Origin of the sequence: Faecalibacillus intestinalis (genome assembly GCF_003024685.1) — a bacterium.
In the GTDB taxonomy this organism is placed as follows: domain Bacteria; phylum Bacillota_I; class Bacilli_A; order Erysipelotrichales; family Coprobacillaceae; genus Faecalibacillus; species Faecalibacillus intestinalis.
Genome location: NZ_PYLQ01000002.1, coordinates 235,940 through 250,721, shown reverse-complemented (window position 1 = coordinate 250,721; position 14,782 = coordinate 235,940). Strand labels below are relative to the sequence as shown.

17 protein-coding genes are annotated in these 14,782 nt (G+C 28.9%); 11 read left to right on the top strand and 6 right to left on the bottom strand.

What is annotated here, in order from left to right:
• The first annotated feature begins 580 nt into the window (after positions 1-580).
• The 7 genes from rpmH to C7U54_RS02805 all read left to right on the top strand — a co-directional run bounded on the left by rpmH (position 581) and on the right by C7U54_RS02805 (position 6,416).
• Entirely contained in the window at positions 581-715 is a 135-nt protein-coding gene (gene rpmH, locus C7U54_RS02835) for a 50S ribosomal protein L34 (RefSeq protein WP_022002045.1), read from the top strand.
• Between the two features lie 41 nt (positions 716-756).
• Positions 757-1,098, top strand: coding sequence for a ribonuclease P protein component (gene rnpA / locus C7U54_RS02830; RefSeq protein ID WP_022002046.1), 342 nt, complete (start codon positions 757-759; stop codon positions 1,096-1,098).
• Positions 1,095-2,009, top strand: a complete 915-nt coding sequence (locus tag C7U54_RS02825; RefSeq protein ID WP_107029238.1) for a YidC/Oxa1 family membrane protein insertase — start codon at positions 1,095-1,097, stop codon at positions 2,007-2,009. Before rnpA ends, C7U54_RS02825 begins: the two co-directional genes overlap by 4 nt.
• Positions 2,010-2,019: 10 nt before the next feature.
• Positions 2,020-2,619, top strand: coding sequence for a Jag family protein (locus tag C7U54_RS02820; RefSeq protein WP_022002048.1), 600 nt, complete (start codon positions 2,020-2,022; stop codon positions 2,617-2,619).
• 35 nt (positions 2,620-2,654) lie between these two features.
• Positions 2,655-3,599: an AEC family transporter gene (locus C7U54_RS02815; protein WP_107029237.1), complete on the top strand. Its 945-nt coding sequence runs from the start codon at positions 2,655-2,657 to the stop codon at positions 3,597-3,599.
• A 645-nt stretch (positions 3,600-4,244) separates the two neighbouring features.
• Positions 4,245-4,808, top strand: coding sequence for an alkyl hydroperoxide reductase subunit C (gene ahpC / locus C7U54_RS02810; RefSeq protein ID WP_022002050.1), 564 nt, complete (start codon positions 4,245-4,247; stop codon positions 4,806-4,808).
• Positions 4,809-4,811: 3 nt separating this feature from the next.
• Positions 4,812-6,416 (top strand): FAD-dependent oxidoreductase, encoded by a 1,605-nt coding sequence (locus C7U54_RS02805; RefSeq protein ID WP_107029236.1) that lies wholly within the window; start codon positions 4,812-4,814, stop codon positions 6,414-6,416.
• A gap of 23 nt (positions 6,417-6,439) precedes the next feature.
• Here the strand turns inward: C7U54_RS02805 and C7U54_RS02800 are convergent, their stop codons facing one another.
• Positions 6,440-8,056, bottom strand: coding sequence for a VanW family protein (locus C7U54_RS02800; RefSeq protein WP_107029235.1), 1,617 nt, complete (start codon positions 8,054-8,056; stop codon positions 6,440-6,442).
• 151 nt (positions 8,057-8,207) lie between these two features.
• Here C7U54_RS02800 and mnmE point away from each other — a divergent pair, with 151 nt between their 5' ends.
• The 3 genes from mnmE to C7U54_RS02785 are packed head-to-tail and all read left to right on the top strand — an operon-like array spanning position 8,208 to position 10,592.
• Entirely contained in the window at positions 8,208-9,542 is a 1,335-nt protein-coding gene (gene mnmE / locus C7U54_RS02795; RefSeq protein WP_107029234.1) for a tRNA uridine-5-carboxymethylaminomethyl(34) synthesis GTPase MnmE, read from the top strand.
• Positions 9,508-9,765 carry a hypothetical protein gene (locus tag C7U54_RS02790; RefSeq protein WP_227279114.1) on the top strand — a complete coding sequence of 86 codons (258 nt, stop codon included), beginning with the start codon at positions 9,508-9,510 and terminating at the stop codon, positions 9,763-9,765. Before mnmE ends, C7U54_RS02790 begins: the two co-directional genes overlap by 35 nt.
• 5 nt (positions 9,766-9,770) lie before the next feature.
• Positions 9,771-10,592, top strand: coding sequence for a mechanosensitive ion channel family protein (locus C7U54_RS02785; RefSeq protein WP_107029233.1), 822 nt, complete (start codon positions 9,771-9,773; stop codon positions 10,590-10,592).
• Positions 10,593-10,727: 135 nt separating this feature from the next.
• Here C7U54_RS02785 and C7U54_RS02780 read toward each other — a convergent pair whose 3' ends face one another.
• Both C7U54_RS02780 and C7U54_RS02775 read right to left on the bottom strand, forming a co-directional pair.
• Positions 10,728-11,216 (bottom strand): type III toxin-antitoxin system ToxN/AbiQ family toxin, encoded by a 489-nt coding sequence (locus tag C7U54_RS02780; protein ID WP_277738008.1) that lies wholly within the window; start codon positions 11,214-11,216, stop codon positions 10,728-10,730.
• Between the two features lie 487 nt (positions 11,217-11,703).
• Positions 11,704-12,816, bottom strand: a complete 1,113-nt coding sequence (locus C7U54_RS02775) for a 5-methyltetrahydropteroyltriglutamate--homocysteine S-methyltransferase (protein WP_193448600.1) — start codon at positions 12,814-12,816, stop codon at positions 11,704-11,706.
• A 225-nt stretch (positions 12,817-13,041) separates the two neighbouring features.
• On the opposite strand from C7U54_RS02775, the gene C7U54_RS14540 reads away from it, so the two are divergent.
• Entirely contained in the window at positions 13,042-13,194 is a 153-nt protein-coding gene (locus C7U54_RS14540) for a hypothetical protein (protein WP_155522443.1), read from the top strand.
• A gap of 65 nt (positions 13,195-13,259) precedes the next feature.
• On the opposite strand, the gene C7U54_RS02770 is transcribed toward C7U54_RS14540, so the two are convergent.
• From C7U54_RS02770 to C7U54_RS15070, 3 genes are read right to left on the bottom strand one after another with little or no spacing between them, the layout of a single operon-like run.
• Positions 13,260-13,898, bottom strand: a complete 639-nt coding sequence (locus tag C7U54_RS02770; RefSeq protein ID WP_107029230.1) for a dCTP deaminase/dUTPase family protein — start codon at positions 13,896-13,898, stop codon at positions 13,260-13,262.
• A 16-nt stretch (positions 13,899-13,914) separates the two neighbouring features.
• Entirely contained in the window at positions 13,915-14,598 is a 684-nt protein-coding gene (locus tag C7U54_RS02765) for a KilA-N domain-containing protein (RefSeq protein WP_241522560.1), read from the bottom strand.
• Positions 14,599-14,613: 15 nt separating this feature from the next.
• Positions 14,614-14,769, bottom strand: a complete 156-nt coding sequence (locus C7U54_RS15070; RefSeq protein ID WP_241522558.1) for a hypothetical protein — start codon at positions 14,767-14,769, stop codon at positions 14,614-14,616.
• Between the last annotated feature and the right edge of the window lie 13 nt (positions 14,770-14,782).

Here is a 14,782-nt window from a genome sequence, read left to right as displayed (position 1 = left end):
TAATATTCACTTTAGGATGTGAATATCTAAAATAAAGAGTTTATTCACATTAGATTAGTGATTATTTTGAATATATTGTATAAATATTGATACAAAAGTACGTAAATACTTAGAAGTGCACACTTGATTTTAGGGGAAAAACAAGGATTTATAAGGAGTTGGAGGAAAATGTGAATAAGTTTTTTATGAGTTTTAAAGAAATTTACATGTTGTCGTACGTACTTGATTGAAAAATGTTCACAAATAATGTGCATTTAATAAGAGTTATGCTTAGTGATGTTACTTTTTTTGATAAAAGTAATTATTTTTATACAATTTTCTATCTATTTCGATATATCACAAGATGTGAATAATAAATTTAAATTCACAATAAAGAGAATTTTTCTAAATTAAAAAAGTTCACAAAAAAATGTGCAAATAATCATTAGATATTGTTATTCTTATTATTTGTCATCATTAAAAATAATGAATTTAAGAGTAGAAATATAGAATTTAGAATTGACTTGTCACAATAATTCCTATAAGATATAGGAGCATATGTTATTTGTATAAAAAGATAAAAATTTTGGAGGTGTAAAATATGAAAAGAACATATCAACCAAATAAAAGAAAAAGAGCAAAAACTCATGGTTTTAGAGCTAGAATGGCAACTGTTGGAGGAAGAAAAGTAATCGCACGTCGCCGTAAAAGAGGAAGAAAAGTATTAACTGCTTAATGTAAAATCCACTTTTTCGGTGGATTTTTTTCTAAAATTTTATGAAAAAAGAATTTAGAGTAAAAAGAAATGAAGATTTTAGCAAGATTATTGCTAGAAAAAAGAGTTTTGCGAATTCTTGTTTTATTATTTATAAAGATGAAAATCAAATTGGGCATGGACGTGTTGGTATTTCGGTAAGCAAAAAATTAGGAAACGCTGTTACTAGAAATAAAATAAAAAGACAGTTACGTATGATGATTCAAGAATGTTTTCATTTTGATGAAGAAGTTGACTATATTGTAATTGTAAGAAAAAATTTCTTAAATCATACATATATAGAAAATAAAAAAGAATTAGAGTACTTGTATAAAAAAGTGAAGAGAAAGGAGATCAGCAAATGATCTTAGATAACAAAACTAAAAAATATTTAAAAATTATTTGTTTAGTTTTATTTGTTGTAGCCTTAACTGGATGTACAGCAAACTTAGATTCAAGTGGTAAATTAATTGCGAAAAGAGCAATTAACTTAAATACACCTTGGACTATGAAATCAGGGATTTTTGATTTCTTATTAGTTATCCCTATTTCAAAGAGTATTATTTATTTAGGAGACGTTTTATTAAATAATATTGCTTTAGGTGTTATCTTAATTACTATTTTAATTAATATCATTATTTTACCAATTATGATTAAATCAACTGTTTCTCAACAAAAGATGCAATTGATTCAACCAGAAATGGAAAGAATTCAAAATAAATATAAAGGAAGAAAAGATCAAACTTCTCAAATGAGAATGTCTGCTGAAATTCAAGCTTTATATAAGAAAAATGATATTAGTATGTTGGCTTCGTTTACAACATTCTTAACATTACCTATTATGTTTGCAATGTGGCAAGCGGTTCAACGTATTGAAATTTTATATCAAACAAATATGTTTGGAATCAACTTAGGTGCTAAACCTATTGATCACGTATTTAAGTTTGAAATAGCTTATATTGTATTACTTGCCATTGTTGCTTTAACTCAATATTTTGCGATGAAAATCAACACAATCATGTCAAAAAGAAATCCAAAATATAGAGAAACATCACAAATGCAATCAATGAACATGATGAATAATTTCATGACATTATTTATCATTTACTTTGCAGCAATTATGCCTGCAGCAATGTCACTTTATTGGATGACAACAAACATTATTACAATTGTTAGAACATGGTATATTTATATTTACCATGTTGAAAAAGCACAAAAAGAAGTTGATCAAGCAAATACAAATTATTTAACAAAGAGACAAAATAAGAATAAATAGAGGTATAAATATGAAAACATATACTGCAAAAACAGTTGAAGATGCTGTTAATAAAGCATGCCTTGATTTAGGTGTTACAGTTGATCAATTAAATTATGAAGTTACTTTAGAAACTAAAGGTTTATTTAGTAAGAAAGCTGAAATTTCTTGTTGGACAGTAGAAATGGTTCAAGAATATATTGAAAGCTTTATTAGAAAGATTTTAACTGATATGGAATTTGAAGTTGAAACAATTTCTTATGTTCAAGATGGAAGAATTTATTGTAATATTAATACAAGTAATAATTCTATTTTGATTGGTAAAGCTGGAGTTATTTTAAGAGCTATTAACTTAATTGTGAAAAATGCTGTGAGTACAACATTTAAAAAACGTTTAGAAGTAAGTGTTGATATCAATGGTTATAAAGAAGAACGTTATAAAAAAGTTGCAAGTATGGCAAGACGTTTTGGTAAAACAGTATTAAGAACAAAAGCTGATTTAAAATTGGATCCTATGCCTGCAGATGAAAGAAAAGTGATGCATCAAGAAATTGCAAAGATGGATCATTTAAAGACTGAATCTAAAGGTGAAGGAAAAAATAGATATATGACAATCTCATATGTAGATTAAGCCGCGAATGCGGTTTTTTCTTTAGGGAGGAAATAATGGAAAATTTAATTTTTAGTTTAAATGCGACCGTGCCTGTTTTTGCGATGATCATATTAGGAATGTTTTTTAAGAAGATAGATATTATTGATGATGTTTTTGCATCAAAGATGAATAAGTTTGTATTTTTAATTCCTTTACCTGTCTTATTATTTAAAGATCTAGCAACTTTAGATTTTAAGACAATTTGGGATACGAAGTTTGTTCTATTTTGTTTTTTCATTACAATTTTAAGTATTTTAATTGTTACTTTACTTTCTTTTTTATTAAAGAATAAACAAAATCAAGGGGAATTTATTCAAGCAAGTTATCGTAGTTCGGCAGCTTTACTCGGTATTGCCTTGATTCAAAACGTCTATGGAAAAGCAACCATGGCGCCTTTAATGATTATTGGGAGTGTCCCTTTATATAATATTATGGCCGTTGTCGTCCTTTCTTTCTTTTCACCAGAAAGAAAAGGATTAAGTAAAGAAGTTTGGCTTAAAACAATCAAAGGAATTTTAACAAACCCAATACTTATTGGTATCGTTGTTGGTATTTTATGGTCCTTACTTCATTTACCAATGCCAACGATGTTAGATAAGACCGTGACTTCGATTGGAAATGTAGCGACACCTCTAGGACTTATGGCAATGGGAGCAACTTTTAATTATAAAGAAGCCCTTGGGGATTTAAAACCTGCTTTATGTGCCTCATTCATTAAATTATTTGGCTTCTGTGCAATGTTTCTACCACTTGCCATCTATTTAGGGTTCCAAGGAGAACAGCTCATAGCCATCCTTGTAATGCTTGGATCAGCAACTACAGTTTCATGCTTTGTAATGGCTAAAAACATGGGACATACAGGAATACTTACCAGCACAGTCGTGATGTTAACAACCATTTTTAGTGGATTTTCTATAACAATGTGGCTTTATATTTTAAAAGGAATGGGACTTCTTTAGAGGCTGTAACGAAATAAAATATTGATAAAGTCCAGCAAAAAAGACAATGTTGCCAGTATTATACTGATGTACATTGTCTTTTTTTGTAGTGTGCCGGGCATGGCACTAGATAAACCAACCACAGGTATTTACCGCTAAGTGTAATGAACCACAAGTTGTTGTCAGTGATGATAAGGATAAAGGAAGTGATGTAGTGATTCCTTTGAGCGTACGAACAGACTTCACAAGAAGAGGATTGAAAAATACAAAAATGGAATTTCTCGTTGTATATTTGGGTTATAATTTGAGAAAATATCATAAATATAGATTGAAGAAAGAAAAATCAACACAATCAAAAGGTCTTCTTAACTAAAAAGTATGTACTTTCAAATAAATAAAAAGTATATAAAAATCAGGTTACATCTCGCTAAAATAGCTGAAGATGTTTTTTTATACGAAAAACAAAGAAAAAGAAGCCAAACGAAACGAAATTAACTTCTTAAAAATTATTTCGTTACAGTCTCTTTTATTTTTGCAATAAATGGACATAATATATATGTATTAATAAATAATAACAATAATTATTACTATTTATATTGACGATTCTAGTTTTTAGCGTTATGATAAACACATAAGTTAGCAAGAGCTAACTAAGGAGGAGATTATATGTCATTAATTAATAAAGAAGTAAATGATTTTGAAGTTCAAGCATTTCAAAATGATGAATTTAAAACAGTTAAAAAAGAAGATATTTTAGGAAAATGGAGTGTATTTTTCTTTTATCCAGCAGATTTTACGTTTGTTTGCCCTACTGAATTAGAAGATTTATCAAACAAATATGAAGAATTTAAAAAAGTAGATTGTGAAATCTATTCAGTATCTACTGATACTCATTTTGTTCATAAAGCATGGCATGATAGTTCAAAACGTATTTCTAAAATTGAATACCCTATGTTAGCAGATCCTACTCATGCCTTATCAAAAGATTTTGAAGTATTAATTGAAGAAGACGGTTTAGCTGAAAGAGGTACATTTGTTGTTAATCCTGAAGGTAAAATTGTGGCTTATGAAGTCAATGCTGGTAATGTTGGTCGTAATGCAGACGAGTTATTGAGAAAAGTGCAAGCTTGCCAATTTGTTTATACTCATGGAGATGAAGTATGTCCAGCAAAATGGGAACCAGGTAAAGAAACATTAAAACCAAGTTTAGATCTTGTAGGACAATTATAGTTTATGGAACAAACAATTTATGATGCCATTGTTATAGGTGGAGGGCCTGCAGGTTTAACTGCAGCTCTTTATTTAGCAAGAGCAAATAATCGTGTTCTTGTTATTGAAAAAGAAACATTTGGTGGACAAATTACTATTACATCTGATGTTGTTAATTATCCTGGTATTTTAAAAACAAGTGGAAAAGAATTGACAGAATCAATGAGACAACAAGCTCAAGATTTTGGAGCTGATTTTGTGTTAGCTGAGGTTCAAAAGATTGAAGATGATGGGGATTTTAAACAAGTAAAAACGACAAGAGGAACATTTAAGTGTTTTGGTATTGTTATAGCGACAGGTGCTCACCCAAGAAAAGCAGGTTTTATTGGTGAAGAAGAATTTAAAGGGCATGGTATTGCCTACTGTGCAACGTGTGATGGTTCATTTTTTGAAGGAAAAGAAATATTTGTTGTAGGTGGTGGCTATGCTGCTGCAGAAGAAAGTGTTTTTCTTACCAGATATGCAAAACATGTCACTATTTTAATAAGAGAAGATGACTTTAGTTGTGCTTCTTCTATTGCTTCGTTAGCAAAAAATCATGAAAAGATAACTGTTTATACAAATGTTGAAGTACTTGAAGTCAGTGGTCATACGTATTTAGAATCTTTAAAGTATCATAATAAAAAAACAAATGAAGTGATTGAATATCATGCAAATGAAAATGATACTTTTGGTGTTTTTGTCTTTGCGGGTTATCAACCGAATACATCTCTTGTAAAAGATATTGTAGAACTCAATGAATCTGGTTATATCGTTACTGATCAAAATCAAAAAACAAATAAAGAAGGTATCTATGGAGCTGGTGATGTTTGTATTAAAGAATTGCGTCAAGTCGTTACAGCGGTAAGTGATGGTGCAAAAGCAGCCACATCATTAGAAAAATATGTTGAAAAAATGCATCAAAAAACGGGAATAATACCAAAAATTCCTCCAGTAAAAAAGGAAGAACAGGTAACTGTTAATAACGATTCATTACTTGATGAACACATGCTTTCACAATTACAAGCTGTTTTTTCACGTATGGAAAATCCAATTATTCTTAAATTATTACTCAATGAAAGTACGTTATCCAATGAATTAAAAGGATATATGGAAGCATTAGCATTACAAACCGATAAAATAAAAATAGCTATAGAAAAAACAAATCAAGAGATTCCTTCTGTCAATATTTGTTTAGAAGATGGTACATGGAGTGGCTTAACTTTCCATGGTGTACCTGGTGGACATGAATTCACCTCTTTCATTCTAGGAATTTATAATGTTGCAGGACCAGGACAAAAGATAGAACAAACTTATTTAGAAAGAATAGATAAAATAAATAAAGAGATTAATATAAAAATTATAGTTTCTTTATCTTGTACGATGTGTCCAGAACTCGTTACTTCAGCTCAAAGAATAGCTTCGTTAAATAAACAAATAACAACGGAGGTCTATGATATTCAACACTTTAAACAACTTAAAGATCAATATCAAATCATGTCAGTACCATGCATGGTTATTAATGATCAAAAAGTCGTTTTTGGAAAAAAGAATATCGAACAAATTTTAGAAATCATTGAAAATGTATAAAAAAACGAGCATTGCTCGTTTTTTTATTGTGCTGTCGTTTCTGAGGGTTCAATCGTTGTTTCAGGTTGAGTTGGTTCAGTATTTGGAGTCGTTTCAGGGGTTGTTTCTGGAACTTGTTCCACTTTCATTGTACCAACAGCAATAATTGCTTCATGACCTTTATAATAACTCTTAGCTTCTTTTTTCTTTGAAAGCAATTTACCATCTTTATCATAAACCAAACGATAAGAAACAGCTCTTCCCCCATTTGATCCAGCTTGTTTAGTTACTTGTTGTCCTTCAGGAATAGTTGCATCATTTTCATATTTAGTATTATAAGCAACATCCCCTGTTCTTTCACTTGTAAACTTCACGTAACTTCCATCAACATTAGTTCCAATAATTTTACATGTTAATTTACTATTAGCATAACTTGCTTCAATCTTAATAGGGTAATCTCTATTATTTTTAAACTTAAAATCAGGACCACCCCAAGAAACAGTAGCATCTCTACCAATAGGTACATAACTAGAAATATAAGTATGATTTGTTCTTTCAGTCACTTCTAAATTAGATAAAACAACAGCATTGTATAATGTTGAAGAAGTTTGACAAACGCCACCCCCAACTTCTTGAACAGTTTCACCATTTAAATATGCTCCCGCTTCACCAAAACCATTTTCTTTAGTTCTTTTTCCTACTGTTTTATTGTAAGAAAATTCTTCACCAGGAAGTAAAATCACATTACACTTTTCACCAGCAAGTCTAACATTATTTCTTCTTACAGAAGAACCACTTACTGATGTTGTATACTCACCTAAAACATCTTTAAATAAGTTCTTTTCTAAATCTTCTTTTGTAATACTAGGAATAATAGCTTTAGCTTTAACTTCAAATTCTTTTCCTTCTTTAGCTTTATTAAAAGCACTAATTGAATCATCTAAATCATATTTAGCACCATATTGTTCAGCTACAATTTTATAATCATTATTTTTATCTAAAGTCGCATTTTTACCTTCCTTAGATAAAGTCTTATAAATTGTTTTCATAACACTTTCATCTTCTGAAACAGAAGATGGATTGATTTTTAATGTTTTATTAAAATCATATTGATTTAAAGCTTCTTCAATTGTGTTATAAACATTTTTTTGTTTAACAGCTTTACCACTTTTTCCTTTAGTAAAGATAACTTTTGTTTTTTCAACTTTATAAGTAGTAGGTACTAAAGTTGAATAATCTAAAATACCTGATTTTTTAATTTTTTTATTAAGTTTTTTTTGATCTTTAATATCTATAGAAATATTTTCATTATGTTTTAATAAATAATGATAACCTTTAGTAAAGAAATTATTATATTTCTTTTGAATATCATTAACTTGATCTTTAATGTTAACTTTAACATTATCTTTCATATCAATTTGATATTTTTGACCATTCATTTCAAGATTTAATAATAATTGATCTTGATCTTTTTGATACTTATTTTCAAGTTTAGAAATGACCTCTTCTTTAGACATATTATTAACCTTTATGCCATTAATTGTCATATTCTTAATAAACCCTTTACCTGATGCTAGAAAACATAAAATGATATAAATAACCAATATCACTCCTATAACAGCACCTCCGATTATAGGAACTTTTTTATTCAGCTTTTTCATTTTTTCACCCCTATTTGTACATAATGATATATGATAAAATAATAGAAATCAATCGAAAAAAATCATATGTTAAAAATAAAAAATATTTGTTATAATGAGGGAGTTCTTAACTGTTAAGGGCAACAGTAAAAAGAAGAAAGGTGGTATGAAAATGAATGATGATATCATTGTTGCAGTAGCAACATCAAGACTAGAAGCAGCAATTTCAATTATCCGTTTATCAGGAGAAGATGTAATTGCTTTTGTTCAACAGTTTTTTACAGGAAAAATATTAAATAAAGAGAGTCATACCATTACTTATGGTTATATAAAAGATAATGGTGAAAAAGTAGATGAAGTATTAGTTAATATCTATCGTGGTAAAAGAACTTTTACAGGAGAAGAAATGGTAGAAATTAACTGTCATGGTGGTGTTTATATTACAAATAGAGTTGTAGATATTTGTTTACATCATGGGGCAAGACTTGCTGAAAGAGGAGAATTTAGTAAAAGAGCATTTTTAAATGGTCGTATTGATTTATCTCAAGCAGAAGCTATTAGTGATATTATTACGGCTAAAAATAGTTACGCTTCTTCTCTTGCTTTAAAAGGTATTCAAGGAAGTATTAGTCATTTTATTAAAGATTTAAAAGAAGATTTGATTCAAATTATTACGCAAATAGAAGTAAATATTGATTATCCCGAATATGAAGATGTAGAAGAATTAACAGCTGATAAGTTATTACCAATGTCTACTTCTTTAATTGAAAAGATGAATAAGATCATAGAAGATTCTAAAAATATTAAATTATTAAAAGATGGTATTCAAACAGCGATCATTGGTAAACCAAATGTTGGTAAATCAAGTTTATTAAATGCCATGTTAAAAGAAGAAAAAGCGATTGTCACAAATATTGCTGGAACAACAAGAGATGTCGTTGAAGGATCAGTGACAGTAGATGATATTTTATTAAATATGATCGATACAGCAGGAATTAGAGAAACAGATAATATTGTAGAAAGTCTTGGGGTTGAAAAATCAAAAGAAATGATTAAAAAAGCAGATCTTGTTTTATTAGTTATTGATGGAAGTAAAGAACTTGATCAAGAAGATCAAAAGTTACTTGAACTTACAGAAGATACAAATCGTATTATTATTATTAATAAAGCAGATTTAGGTAAGAAAGTTGATTTAGAAGGAATTGAAATATCGGCTAAAGAACAAGATATTTTAGCGCTTACTAAAGAAATTAAAAAGAAATTTAATTTAGGATTTATGAGTAATCAAGAAGAATATTATCTTACAAATGCAAGACAAACACAATTATTAGAAAAAGCAGCTTCTTCTTTACAAATAGCAATTGATGCTATGAAGATGTCTATTCCTGCTGATTTAATTGTAGAAGATTTATATGATAGTTGGTCTTGTTTAAAAGAAATATTAGGAGAACAAGCAAAAGAAGATTTATTAGATGAATTATTTAAACGCTTTTGCATCGGTAAATAAGATGAATACAAATGAAATATTAGCACAAAGATTTTATCGTTTTTTTAAGTATACAAGGAATGTAGCATTAATTGCGTTTATTGTTTTCTTTATATTAAATGCAATTAATACAGGAAATAGTATTTTATATTGGATTTGTTATGGATGTTTAATGGTTTCTATTGTAGGAGCAATGCAATCAGTTTTGTTGTATGTTCTTTCAAAGTATTATAAAAAGAGGTAATTTGAATGGAAAAAATATTTGAACAAATTGATAATTTGTTTGTAAATGGGGTTATTAATGGCATTATTTCAATTGTTATTGCAGGGATTGTTTTAATTGCAATCAATAAATTATTAAATAAGTTTATTAAAAAGAAATGGCCTGATAATTATGTTTTACAAAAAAGAATTAAAAAGATTATTCTCATTACAATCTTTTTAGCAATTATATGTGGTGAAGTGAAGTTTTTAAAATCATTTGCGACTGCCCTACTTGCATCTGGAGGAATCGTTGCTGTTGTCATTGGGCTTGCCAGTCAAGAAGCAGCAGGTAATTTAATTAATGGGGCCATGATTATGGCTTATAAGCCATATAAGATTGGTGATTTTATTGTTGTTACAGGACATAATGTTAGAGGAACTGTTATTGATATTTCACTTAGACATAGTGTTATTGAAACATTAGAAAAGACGCAAATGATTGTTCCTAATGATATTATGAATAAAGCAATTATTGAAAATATTTCACAAATTGAACATGTTAAAGCAAATTATCTTTATATCGATATTTCTTATGAAAGTGATATAGATCAAGCAATCAAAGTGATTCAAGATCTTGTTGTAAAACATCCTTTATTCATTGATGGAAGAAAAGATAAAAAGGATTCATTAGTCCCTGTGATTGTTTCTGACTTAAAAGATAGCAGTATTCAATTAAGAGCAACAATCACTAGTGAAGATAATGTACAAGGTTTTCAAATGCTGGCAGATATTCGTAAAGATTTAGTCACTGAATTTAAAAAGGAAGGTATTGAAATACCTTACCCTCATATGCATATTGTTAAATAGTGTAAAAAGGAGAAAACATTGATATTATCAATATTATTCTCCTTTTCTTTTTATAAGAACTGTTAAAGTATTTATAATATACAGAAAAATGGTATAGAATAAAATATAAATATATTAAAATTTCAAGAAGATATTTTATTTTAAATACTTTTCTATGTACTTTCTGTAGCCGTCTTCTAGAATTTTAAAATCACAACTGTTATCAGTTAAAATTTGTTTATGATTGTTTATAACCATTTCGTATATTTTATGTGCTTTTTTTTGAATTCGTTTTGCGTTATCTATACAAAATCTAAACTCTTTATTAAGTAATATTTTATATTTCTCATCGGAAATATCTTTAATCACCAATTTATTAAGACACGTTTCAGAAACTGGAATCATATAATTAAATCTTAAAGAACCTTTAATTACTTTTTTATCACTAGGTACTTTTATTAAAATATTTGCTTCTTGTTTTTTTGAAAATGATGATACAGAAACATAATAATGGATATCATTAATTTTCATTACGGCTCCAAAGGCAAATTTATTATGATCAGAATACTTAATATTTGGTACCTTTGTAATTCCTCTTTTTTGTTTTTCATATTGTTGAAGAAATTTTATATATTTTTCATCTATGCGATAGAAATCTATTTTTATCCTCCCAAGTATAACAAAACAGGAAGATAAAACTAATCTTCCTGTAAATTAAAGAATTCGCATTTTAAGCTGCGAAGCACTTAAATTAAAGGTTCACATTTAAAGTAGTGAAGCACTTAAATCAAAGGTTTGCACTCAAAGTAGCAACGCACTTAAATCGAACAAATATCTTTGTTCATATATATTATATGCATTTATTTAAAAAATATCAATCTCATTTTTTTAATATTAATTTGTTTATTTATAAATCCTGTTATCCATTTTTTTAGTAGAATTTATTATCCTATTAATACTCTCTCCATATCTCTTACCTATCTTGTTAATAATCTGTAAACAGCCCTTATTTTTCAACAAAAAAAGGACACAAGACAGGTTCTCGTATTACCTGTTTTGTATCCTTATTTGTGGATATAAATTATTATTAATTTTGTGAACAGTATTTGTTACAAATTAACAATTTCTTTGATTATCCCCATACTTCTTCAGCAATTTCTTTAACAAGTTTAAGTTTAGCCCATTGTTGTTCTTCCGTTAATTTATTACCAATTTCACATGAAGCAAAACCACATTGAGGACTTAAATAAAGACGTTCTAGAGGAATATATTTAGTAGCTTCATAGATTCTTCTTTTAACAAGTTCTTTATCTTCTAAATCAGGTTTCTTTGTTGTAATGAGACCTAAAACAACTTTCTTATCTCCTGATACTTTCTTTAATGGAGCAAATCCACCAGAACGATGGTCATCATATTCTAAGAAATACGCATCTACATTTTCTTCACCAAAGAGTAAATCAGCTACACCATCATAAGCTCCTGAACTAAAGTAAGTAGAATGATAATTTCCTCTACATACATGAGTGTTAATTGTTAGATCTTCTGGAGCACTTGCGACAACTTTATTATTTAAAGATAAAAGTAATTGTTTATATTTTTCTAATGCTTCTCCTTTTCTACCAGTTAAGCTAACAGCAAGTTCAGGATTAACCATACCACCCCATACACAATCATCAAATTGTAATTGACGGCATCCAGCGTGATAAATTTCTTGAACAAATTCATTGTATGCTTTAACAACATCGTCAGCAAAAGCTTCTTCACTACCATAGAAACCTAATGTTTTATCTAATAAATCAGCTCCTGTAAAGAAAGCATAGAATTGACCAGGTGAAGGGATTGTTTGTTTAGCTACAGTATTTTCATCTTCTAATGCTTTAACAAATTTAAAATGTTCTACAAAAGGATGATCTTTACATGATACCTTTCCTGTCATATAAGTATCATCAATCATAGCAGCTTCTCCATCAAACGTTTGATTGCCATCTACAGTCTTTTTATGTTCAACCCCATTAAATCCCCACATAAAGTCTAAATGCCACGTAGAACGTCTAAATTCACCATCTGTGATGGTATGATAACCTAATTCTTTAAGTTTATTTACAAGTTCTACAATACATTCATCTTCTATCTTTGTAAGTTCTTCTTTAGTTATATTATTTAATTCATAATTCTTTCTAGCTTCTTTTAATCTTTCAGGACGTAAAAAACTTCCTACAAATTCATATCTATTTAATTGACTCATATCATTCATTCCTTTCAAGCTATGATATTATTTTATCAATCAAATAGCTAATTTAAAAATACAAATAAGCATCAGTTAGATATAGTTTTAAACTATATCAATATTTGTGCATCATGCACAAATGTATACAGTATTCTCATGACTTCAACACATATAATTTTTAAACTTTCTTACATATAATATAAGTAACAAAAGGGATACAAAATATTAAGGAGGAACAAAATCATGTGTGTAAATTACTATTCATATTTAACAACTAACCAAGCAGATGTACAACCAGGATGGGCTAAGAAAGACAGATTCGATTCAAGCAACACAACATTATCAAGAATTAAAAATCATGTTGTTAAAAACTATTTCTCTAAACTATTTAAATAATATATAATATTGAAAAACCTGCACGAGATGCAGGTTTTTTAGTGTCTGATAATATTTTAACTATTTTAACGATGTTTAAATAGTTTACCGCTTGCAACAATTAAAGGAAGAATAATTCCTGAAATAATAATAGTATAAGCTCTTTCTGACCATACAGTAGTGTTATATTTATTATCAAAATGCTTTGCAAAAACGACCATAATAATGGATAGAGCAATGTACGCGAATATTAATAACGCATTTTGCCAATTGAAATATGACTTGAGTTTTGAATATTTTTCTTGTTTTATTTTAGAAACAAGCTCTTTATATTCACTACTTCTAGTCATTTTATATTTAATGCCATCTAATGACATTTTCCAATCTTCTGTTAAATATTCCCTGGTTTTTTGATCAATATTAATGCCTAATTCAGCTAGTTTATCAACATGTCCAGACATATTTGTATTTATAGTATTATCTGGAGTTTTTAAATAAAAGAACACCAATGATACAAATGTTTCTCCAACTGGTAATTCAATTATTTTATCAGAAATATTGTGTAACGATATCATTAAATGACCACAAAAATTCGGCCCTAGCATTGTTCCTATGTCGCCTATTCCTTTAGCAACAATTCCAACTTTTGAATGAAGTGTTCCTCCTATATAATTATTGACACCAATTACTTCACTTGTCTCAACGGTATTACCTTTTTCCCACAAGACACCCTATTGTAACCTAATCTTTCTGTGAGATTGTTCCCAATCTCGGGAGATTATTTAAACTCACTGTCTCCAAAATCTGCAACTGCTGTACTGTTAATTGACGCAGTAATTCCATTCGTTCTTTCTGGCTTTTCCCCTGATTAATCAAAATAGCATTATAACTTTCCAAATTCGCAAGTACTAGTAGTTGATTCAGTGTTGCTACATCCCTCATGTTTCCTTTCACAGACGGATGTTCATCTTTCAATTGTTTTGCTGTTTTTCCAAAAAGGGCAACATTCAACATGTCTGCTTCGTTCGCATATGTAAAAGAAATCTGAGCTGGTGTTAATTCTGGCGGAAGCAAGTTCTCTTTAATTGCATCTGTATGTATCCTATAATTTAGCTTAGAAATTTCTCTATTTAGATTCCAATTCAAAGATAATCGGCTATTTTCATCAGTCTTTAATCTTCGATAATCTTTCATAATATACAACTGGAATTCCGGTGAAATCCACGTAGCAAACGACATGGCAATATCGCTGTGAGCATAGGTACCACCATAACGCCCTGCTTTTGAAACAATACCAATTGCAGCAGTTGCTTCTATCCACTTCTTAGGTGACATTGTAAATGCATTTGCTCCCGCTTGCTTTCTAAACCCCTCGAATTCGAGGGGTTTAAAATCAGGATTATGAAGTCTTTCCCATAATCCCAGAAATTCTATAACATCTCAATTTCTCATCCAATTTTGTATTACTGCGGCCGGATCTTCGCTTTTATATCTGGCTATATCAGTCAATGAAATGAATTCATTTTCAAAGTCTTGCGTATAAATGCAAATATCTATTCCATTTGCATGAGGCGTATCTTTAATAACTTTTCCCATTGCACCGCACATC

What these genes read in the sequence shown, in the direction of transcription:
- rpmH (WP_022002045.1), top strand. Translation starts at nt 581, where the DNA reads ATGAAAAGAACATATCAACCAAATAAAAGAAAAAGAGCAAAAACTCAT.
- rnpA (WP_022002046.1), top strand. Translation starts at nt 757, where the DNA reads ATGAAAAAAGAATTTAGAGTAAAAAGAAATGAAGATTTTAGCAAGATT.
- C7U54_RS02825 (WP_107029238.1), top strand. Translation starts at nt 1,095, where the DNA reads ATGATCTTAGATAACAAAACTAAAAAATATTTAAAAATTATTTGTTTA.
- C7U54_RS02820 (WP_022002048.1), top strand. Translation starts at nt 2,020, where the DNA reads ATGAAAACATATACTGCAAAAACAGTTGAAGATGCTGTTAATAAAGCA.
- C7U54_RS02815 (WP_107029237.1), top strand. Translation starts at nt 2,655, where the DNA reads ATGGAAAATTTAATTTTTAGTTTAAATGCGACCGTGCCTGTTTTTGCG.
- ahpC (WP_022002050.1), top strand. Translation starts at nt 4,245, where the DNA reads ATGTCATTAATTAATAAAGAAGTAAATGATTTTGAAGTTCAAGCATTT.
- C7U54_RS02805 (WP_107029236.1), top strand. Translation starts at nt 4,812, where the DNA reads ATGGAACAAACAATTTATGATGCCATTGTTATAGGTGGAGGGCCTGCA.
- C7U54_RS02800 (WP_107029235.1), bottom strand. Translation starts at nt 8,056, where the DNA reads ATGAAAAAGCTGAATAAAAAAGTTCCTATAATCGGAGGTGCTGTTATA.
- mnmE (WP_107029234.1), top strand. Translation starts at nt 8,208, where the DNA reads ATGAATGATGATATCATTGTTGCAGTAGCAACATCAAGACTAGAAGCA.
- C7U54_RS02790 (WP_227279114.1), top strand. Translation starts at nt 9,508, where the DNA reads ATGAATTATTTAAACGCTTTTGCATCGGTAAATAAGATGAATACAAAT.
- C7U54_RS02785 (WP_107029233.1), top strand. Translation starts at nt 9,771, where the DNA reads ATGGAAAAAATATTTGAACAAATTGATAATTTGTTTGTAAATGGGGTT.
- C7U54_RS02775 (WP_193448600.1), bottom strand. Translation starts at nt 12,816, where the DNA reads ATGAGTCAATTAAATAGATATGAATTTGTAGGAAGTTTTTTACGTCCT.
- C7U54_RS14540 (WP_155522443.1), top strand. Translation starts at nt 13,042, where the DNA reads ATGTGTGTAAATTACTATTCATATTTAACAACTAACCAAGCAGATGTA.
- C7U54_RS15070 (WP_241522558.1), bottom strand. Translation starts at nt 14,769, where the DNA reads ATGGGAAAAGTTATTAAAGATACGCCTCATGCAAATGGAATAGATATT.